5 protein-coding genes are annotated in these 7,878 nt (G+C 47.1%); 3 read left to right on the top strand and 2 right to left on the bottom strand.

The genetic code is table 11. The features are described from left to right. The coding region (locus E5S67_RS30195; protein ID WP_172192914.1) for a tetratricopeptide repeat protein at positions 1-1,310 on the top strand (1,310 nt) is incomplete at its 5' end. A 43-nt stretch (positions 1,311-1,353) separates the two neighbouring features. On the opposite strand, the gene E5S67_RS30200 is transcribed toward E5S67_RS30195, so the two are convergent. Beyond that, positions 1,354-1,755, bottom strand: coding sequence for a hypothetical protein (locus tag E5S67_RS30200; RefSeq protein WP_216670815.1), 402 nt, complete (start codon positions 1,753-1,755; stop codon positions 1,354-1,356). A gap of 48 nt (positions 1,756-1,803) precedes the next feature. On the opposite strand from E5S67_RS30200, the gene E5S67_RS30205 reads away from it, so the two are divergent. Continuing rightward, positions 1,804-2,358, top strand: a complete 555-nt coding sequence (locus E5S67_RS30205; RefSeq protein ID WP_172192916.1) for a Uma2 family endonuclease — start codon at positions 1,804-1,806, stop codon at positions 2,356-2,358. A 168-nt stretch (positions 2,359-2,526) separates the two neighbouring features. Here E5S67_RS30205 and E5S67_RS30210 read toward each other — a convergent pair whose 3' ends face one another. Further along, complete coding sequence (locus tag E5S67_RS30210; protein ID WP_172192918.1) at positions 2,527-5,091, bottom strand: alkaline phosphatase D family protein; 2,565 nt, start codon at positions 5,089-5,091, stop codon at positions 2,527-2,529. A 150-nt stretch (positions 5,092-5,241) separates the two neighbouring features. Here E5S67_RS30210 and E5S67_RS30215 point away from each other — a divergent pair, with 150 nt between their 5' ends. Beyond that, positions 5,242-7,404: a CBS domain-containing protein gene (locus E5S67_RS30215; RefSeq protein WP_172192920.1), complete on the top strand. Its 2,163-nt coding sequence runs from the start codon at positions 5,242-5,244 to the stop codon at positions 7,402-7,404. The last annotated feature ends 474 nt before the right edge of the window (positions 7,405-7,878 follow it).

Consider the following 7,878-nt stretch of genomic DNA (forward strand, 5'->3'; position numbering starts at 1 on the left):
TAAAAGCAGTGGCGATCGCACCAGACGGAAAAACAGCGATTTCCGCTTCAGACGATTACACCCTGAAAATCTGGGACACCGAGACAGGTACGGAAGTTAGAACCCTCACCGGTCATACTAGCGATGTAAATGCAGTGGCGATCGCACCAGACGGCAAACGAGCGATTTCCGCTTCTAGGGATAAAACCCTGAAAATCTGGGACACCGAGACAGGTACCGAAGTTAGAACCCTCACCGGTCATACTGACTCGGTAACAGCAGTGGATCTCGCACCAGACGGCAAACGAGCGATTTCCGCTTCAGGGGATAACACCCTCAAAATCTGGGATTTGATTAGTGGCAAAGAAATTGCTAGTTTCAGCGGAGATGCTGACTTTGAGTGTTGTACGATCGCCCCTGATGGGGCGACAGTTGTAGCGGGGGATTCGTCGGGTCGGGTGCATTTCCTGCGATTGGAGGGAATGAAAGAGTTTCCCGATTCCGCTCTCAGTGCGGATTCAACACTGCTCAATAATCCCGTTACTTTGTTCTACGATGGTTTTCTGCTGGCTAAAAAAGGGCAGTATGAAGGAGCATTACTAAAATTAACTGAAGTTGCGAAGGTGAGGTCGGATGCGGCTGTTGTTTGGTTTGAACTCGGTAAGGTTTTGTACAATTTGCAGCGCTGTGAAGAAGCTGTCGCCAGTCTCGACAAAGCTATAGAAATAGAGGGAGAAAATCGATTTTTTTTGTTTTACCAAGGCTTGGCGTTGATGAAGTGCGGCAGTCAAAATGCAGCCCGCACAAGCTGGGATCGAGCGATGAGGATCGAGCCTGATGACTGCGATTTTTGGAGCGACCAAGGCCAAGCGCTATTCTATTCTGAATGCTACGAACAAGCTATTTGGTGTTGGGATTTAGCGCTAGAAATTCAACCAAATACAGCTTATTTATGGGCTTGGCGCGGGATGGCGCTGGGAAGGGCTGGGCGTGCTGAAGAGGCAATATCCAGCTCTGACAGAGCTTTGGAATTGGAGCCAAATGATTGCGATATTTTGGCTCATAGAGCTTATGCTTTGATGATATTAGGTCGCTATGAGTCAGCGATAGATTATTTTGATAAGGCTTTACAAATTAACCCGAATTATGCTAATGTTTATTATGATAAAGCTTGCATTTACGCCTTGCAAAGTAATGTTGAGTTATCTCTGGAAAATTGGCGGCGCGCGATTGAATTGGAACCGGAAATATATCGAGAGTCAGCGAAAACTGATGCGGATTTTGATGGGATTCGGGGTGATGTGCGGTTTCAGGAGTTGTTGTTGGGATGAGGGCGTGTCAGGACTTACGGACTCCGACAAAGAAACCGGGTTTTTACCGAATTTCTGGACTATAATCAAGTATCTTCGTAAAAAACCAGGTTTCTGGGCCCTCGCCTCCCACAAAAGAAACCGGATTTTTGGCCGAATCTGTGAGTTGTAACGAACTATTTCGGTAAAAACCCGGTTTCTGCAGCCCCGCCGATCGGGTTTTTTGTTGATGGGGCGATCGAATTTGAGAGAAATGTGCGATCGGGTTTTTTGTTGATGGGGCGATCGAGTTTTTGGTTGATGTGCGATCGAGTTTTTGGTGGATGGGCGATCGGGTTTTTTGTTGATCGGGGGATCGAATTTGAGAGAAATGTGCGATCGGGTTTGTGTGTTGATTGGGGCGATCGGATTTTTGGGTTGATGGGTTGATTGGGCGATCGACTTTTCGAGAAATGGGCGATCGCAAACGGCAAAAGCAGTCTAAAATGAGAATAAAATAATAGGAATAATCACCGTGAGCGTCACGACTGTAAAATGGACAGTTGAAGACTACCACCATATGATTGCCGCCGGTATTCTGGAACGGCGAAACGTTGAATTAATAGGTGGAGAAATCATCGAAATGGCCCCCGAAGGAGAATCCCATGCTTACTCCAGCGATGAGGGTGGAGAGTACCTAATTTACTTGCTGGGCGATCGGGCAAAAGTCCGCCAAGGTAAGCCAATTACCTTATCGTCAAGCAACTCTGAGCCACAACCCGATATCGCTGTCGTTCAACGTCTGGGACGAGATTACCGAGAACATCACCCCTATCCAGAAAACATTTTTTGGCTGATTGAATACTCAAACTCTACTCTCAGTAAAGACTTGGAAATTAAAACCAAAATTTACGCCCAAGCGGGCATTTCTGAGTATTGGGTCATCAATTTGCGAACAATGGAATTGATAGTATTTCGCTCGCCTACAAATGACGGCTATCAATTCAGAGAAACTCTAACTCAGGGTAATATCACTCCGCTAGCATTTCCCGATGTTGCAGTTTCGATCGATCGATTATTAGAGGATTAGGCCTTCAACCCGCGCACCATCCGGGTAAAATCTCGTGTAGACGCGGTTTCAACCGCCGTATCTTCGCCGTGCGATCGACTTTTTGGGAAAGGGGCGATCGACTCTTCAACCCGTCGAGTGGGCTTTGAGCAACGCCCAAAAAGTTAAATTTAAATGCAGAACACCCGATCAATCAACCCTTGGCTCATCCAATCCCAGCGGCACAAAATATTGACTGTAAACCACACTATCCGATGCCCAAAGCGGCCGCCAATAAACATTTTGCATCACCGCCTTCTCCCCATCACCCTCAGCAGGCCACTGAAAACTGACGATCGCAATATTGCTATATCCCACAATCTCATCACCCTCTTGCAGCCAGCGATTGCGCCACAACAGCGATATAAAATTCCACAACCTGCGCAGGAACGACAATCGTTTATCTGTATGCGATCTATTTGACGCAGTTCCCTTTTCTAGCTGCAAAAACATCCGAGCTTTTTGTCGTTTAATCCAGTCAACCCGATAGCCCCAATCAGGCAGAGATTGTCTATTTCTGACAGCAGCCGCCAAAGCTTTCTTTCTGCCACCCCTCGAAATCTTAATTAATTCCAGCGGCTCATTCCATCCCAAACATTCGTGCGATCGCTCAGGAAGCAGCGACTTAATCTTAGTATGAATTAAATGCGTTTTCCACTCCTCATTGATAAAAGCACTAGCAGTCAACTGCGCCAACACAGAAGATTGACAATTTGATTTATAGTTCGCCCCCTTCAAAAGCTCAATATTCGATCGAGAATCGCCAAAATGACAATCAGACCAATAACTCAGTCGCACAGCAGCAGCATAGTGAATATCCCCCGTCAACAGAATCACCCGATCGCGCTGTTTAAACAACTCCGACAACAGCTTCACAAAAGCCAACTCGTGAAAATTCCAAGCATCCCCCGCATCACTATTAAAAACCTTCCCCTGTTCCACATCCCACTTTTGTACCACATCAATAATCCACAAACCCACCAAATTTGTCGGCACAACCACCAGCGTCGCCTCAATCTCAAACTCCCCAGTTTTATTCAGAAAATCAGTCTCCTTCAAAGGTTTCTGAATTTGCTCCTCAAAACCTTTGTGAGTCAAAAGCATCGGCGGATCGATCGCGCTTTTCACCGGATACCCCCGCCAACTCCGCGTATCCAGCACAATCACCTCGTGCTTAAAACTTCTCACAGTAAAATGCCAATTCAAAACCTCACTTACACCCTCGCCATCCCGATCCAAAATAAAAACATCTTCATCTAATTTCAACTTAGGCAAATGAGTTTTCGGATCTAGCGCTGGAATTCCCAAATACGAAGCCGCCTCCTCCCAAGCAGAAACATCAGTCCCCGCCGAATTCGACCATTTTTCAGCAGTTGTTAATAATTTATCTCCCGGTTTTTCGCGATCGAACTGTGCGGGCGTATTTCCCCAAGCCTGAAACACAGCGTAAGCCAGCAAAGCATTCTGCACCACGCGGCGGCCCAGCGGCTTCCCCAGCACCCGGTAACACCACTCTCGATTCAAATACAAATCGTCACTAACATCATGGTCGTCGCAAATCATATAAGTAGGAATATTCGCTAGCGCCCTCCTCACCCTCCACAAGTTGCGAACAAAACCGTCAAGTTCAACAACTTCTCTATCCCAGACTTTTGCCTGCTTAGAATTTGGGCAAATATCCTTACCCTTCGGAAAACGCTCGCACCAAAGTACCGGCGACCAAACTAACAAATACATCGCATAATATTCGCCCAAGCTAAACAAGTGACTTTTAGCATTTTTGGGTTTATTCACCAACATCGCGGTAAAGCCGCCAAAATCTCTGGCAATATCGCTGCGAGTCCCCGGCTGTAACTCAATTGGTTTTTTGGACTCATACTTACCATCAGACGGTTTCTGAATAGGTGACTCTCTAAAAATTTCCCTCTCTTGGCCAACTGTATTTTCGTTTTCCGCATTTTTAGGTATACTGATACACAAATTCTTTTTAATTTGGGCATCATCCATCAGGGGTAGACTCTCTTCCCAGCCCAACAGGGTATCGCCAGCATCCGTCAAAGCCCACAGCATCGCATCGGCAACGTCGTCGCCGTAAATTTGGTCACCCGTTAAAAACAGTTGGTGGGGCCTGCTATTTGCCGTACTTGCAAACTGTTCGATCGAATTATCCAAGATTGGCAGGGCATCTCTGCCGTCTCCGTGGGGCTTGCGACAAGAACCGTGAACGATACGCAAATAGTTTAAATCGTTCGGCGGCAGGGCAAAAGTGGGCAACTGGTGAGCGAAATAACTGATCGTCTCCCGTCCCAAAGCCGACCAATCAGGGGACGCCGGCCACAGGCAAGAAATGAGATTTTCTTTCTCATTTTCTGGGACTGCAACCCCCGACGGCGACTCGCGACTCCCAGCAAATTCGATGTCATAAGCATAAATTTGCCCGGATGTCAAGACATTGCTGTCGATCGGTTTAGCAGTCACCGCCACTACGTGCAGGTATTTGCCGAGCTGCACGGTAGAGTTCGCACCTTGGAGCAATGGCCGATCGACAATTTCGCCGGTTCCGCCCTCTGTCGAATAAACCTTGAGTTCGACTTGGCGGGGTGCTTTCAGAGCCAGCCAAACAGTCACGGCCCGACTTTCAGTCCGGCGCAAAATCGGGCCCGCAAGGATGAGCGGCAAATGATGAATTCGATGACTTAATGGCGTCCACGACATAGGATTTAAAAAATAAAAATTCAATCAGGGGTTTTCTAGCAATGAAATTTCAGGCGATCGAGCATCTGTAATCCGCTTAATTAATGCTAAGTCTGCCAACCCCAGTCTGCAAAATTGTAACAATTCATTAAGTAAAATTAATAATCAACCATGCTACAAGAAGAAAAATTACAGCAGTTCCTAGATTCAGCCCTGCAGCCGCCAGCCATTAAAACATCAGAACCCGCCGAGAGGCCCAACAGTCCGCCGCTCTACTCTTCACCTTTAGATCGGGCGATCGACCGCCACCCCCTCACCGTGGCTCCAGAAACCCCGATCGCCCAAGTGTTGGCTTTGATGAACCCGATGCGTGTCTCCTGTCGGCTTTATGGCGAAAAACCACACGCTCTTCCGAGTCCGACCAAGCGCAGTTGCGTGTTAGTCGTGGAAGATAATCGGCCGATCGGCATTTTTACAGAACGAGATATCGTCAAACTAACTACCGTAGCAGCTTGTGCGGTAGGACTGACAATTGCTGACGTAATGACTCGATCGCCCATTACTCTCAAACAATCCGAGTCTCAAGATATTTTCACAGCTATATTCACGTTGCGCCAGCATCAGATTCGGCATTTGCCCGTAGTGGACGAAGACTCGCGACTTCTCGGCATCATCACCCGCGAAGCCATTCACGAAGCCCTGCAACCGGTTAACTTGCTAACCAATTTGCGCTGTGCAGCAGATGTCATGACTAAAGATGTCATTTGGGCCCCAAAAACTGCCTCAGCCCTCGATTTAGCCGAACTCATGGTCAAGTATCGAGTTAGTTGCGTCGTCATTGTCGAAGAGCCAACTCAGCATCCACAGCGGGCGATCGCACCAATAGAAAATTACCAAATTCCGATCGGCATTGTCACCGAGCGGGATATTGTGCAGTTTCACGCCCTCGAATTAAACCTCTCGGAAATCCCGGCAGCAAGGGTCATGAGTGCGCCTTTATTTTGCATATCTCCCGCCGATTCCCTCTGGAGTGCCCATCAGTCGATGCAGCGGCACTGTGTCCGCCGTTTGGTAGTAGTTGGCAGTCACGGAGAACTTTTGGGCGTTGTCTCCGTGACAAGTTTGCCGCAAGTTTTTAACCAATCAGAAATGTACGGCACGATCGAGCTTTTGCAGCAAGCAGTTGACGATCGAGCCTCTCAATTGCAGGAAGCCAACGAACTTTTGCAGCAAGAAATTTTAGAGCGGCAGCGGGCCCAAGAAGCCCTGCGCCAAGCTCATGACGACTTAAAAAAACAAGTAGAAGAACGCACCGCTCAACTTTTAGAATCAAATGAATTGTTGAGACGGGATATTATCAAGCGCCAGCGAGTCGAAGAAGCGCTGCGGCGAAAACAAGCTTGCTTGAAAAATCAAGCGCAGCAATTAGAGCAAACTGTACGAAAGTTGCAGCAAACTCAAACTCAATTAGTGCAAACCGAAAAAATGTCTTCTTTGGGACAAATGATTGCCGGTATCGCTCACGAAATTAACAATCCTGTTAATTTTATCTACGGCAATCTTTCCCACGCCAGGCACTACATCAAAGAATTGTTCCAACTGTTGGAACTTTACCAGCAGCACTATTCCGAACCAGTCTCGGAAATTCGGGAAGCAGCAGCACAGATGGAAGTCGATTTTTTGGTAGAAGACTTATCTAAGATCATGTCTTCTATGCAAGTAGGAACAGAGCGCATCCGCCAAATAGTTGTGTCGATGCGCAATTTTTCGCGATCGGATCAATCTAACATTAAGCTCGTTGACATTCACGAGGGACTCGACAGCACTTTGTTGATTTTGCAGCATCGGCTCAAAGCTCACGGCGCACATCCAGCTATTGACATTATTAAAGAATACGGTAATTTGCCCCTGATCGAGTGCTGTGGCGGTCAGATCAATCAGGTGTTCATGAATATTATCGGCAATGCTATTGATGCTTTGGATGAAGAAATTCAGAAAGGGGAATGGGCGAGGAGAGATGGGAAAAATTTACCCCCGTCAAATCCTAGTTCTCCAGTAACTTTTCCCACTATTACAATTCGCACTGAAGTTGTTGGCGGCGATTTTGTGGCGATTCGCATTTCCGACAACGGGCGGGGCATACCGGAGGAGATTCGCCGCCAATTATTTGACCCGTTTTTTACTACAAAACCAGTAGGCAAGGGCACTGGGTTGGGACTGTCGATTTCTTACCATTTAGTTGTGGAACAGCACGGGGGGCGGCTCGAGTGCGTTTCGGAAGCTGGACGGGGTACTGAGTTTGCGATCGAGATTCCGATCGTCAGTTGTCATTAGTCATAGGATTGAAGAATTAAAGAATTGGAAATGACTGATGAAGCTCGTGGTTTGGATCGCGGGCCTACAGTTGCATTCTTTTTTAAAACTGGAATCAGTAGGTGCGATTCGTTTAGCCGAAACCTGAAAGGGAGGATGGCTAGGGCGTCGGTTCAGTACCCAGACTTGACAGAACCAGACAACTATGATACGTGAAGTAAGAACCCGGTTAAACTTTAACAAGTTTTGAGAAGAAACCTTATGCGTCCTCCTCTATGGACTCCTCCTGTGGAACTATCAGCCTCAGAAGAGGTGATTATCAAGCGTATCATTTATAGCCAAACTATTTACATTTCTCAGGCTCAATCGTCTCGATATATTTAATGATGAGTTCCAAGAAGAACTGGCTCTCCTGAACTTGTGGTTATAATTTTATCTAATCAGAGAAGCAAGCTAATACGCGATTCCTGAAATTATTAAAATTAGAAAAGCCAT

The organism is Microcoleus asticus IPMA8 (assembly GCF_013179805.1).
GTDB lineage: Bacteria > Cyanobacteriota > Cyanobacteriia > Cyanobacteriales > Microcoleaceae > Microcoleus > Microcoleus asticus.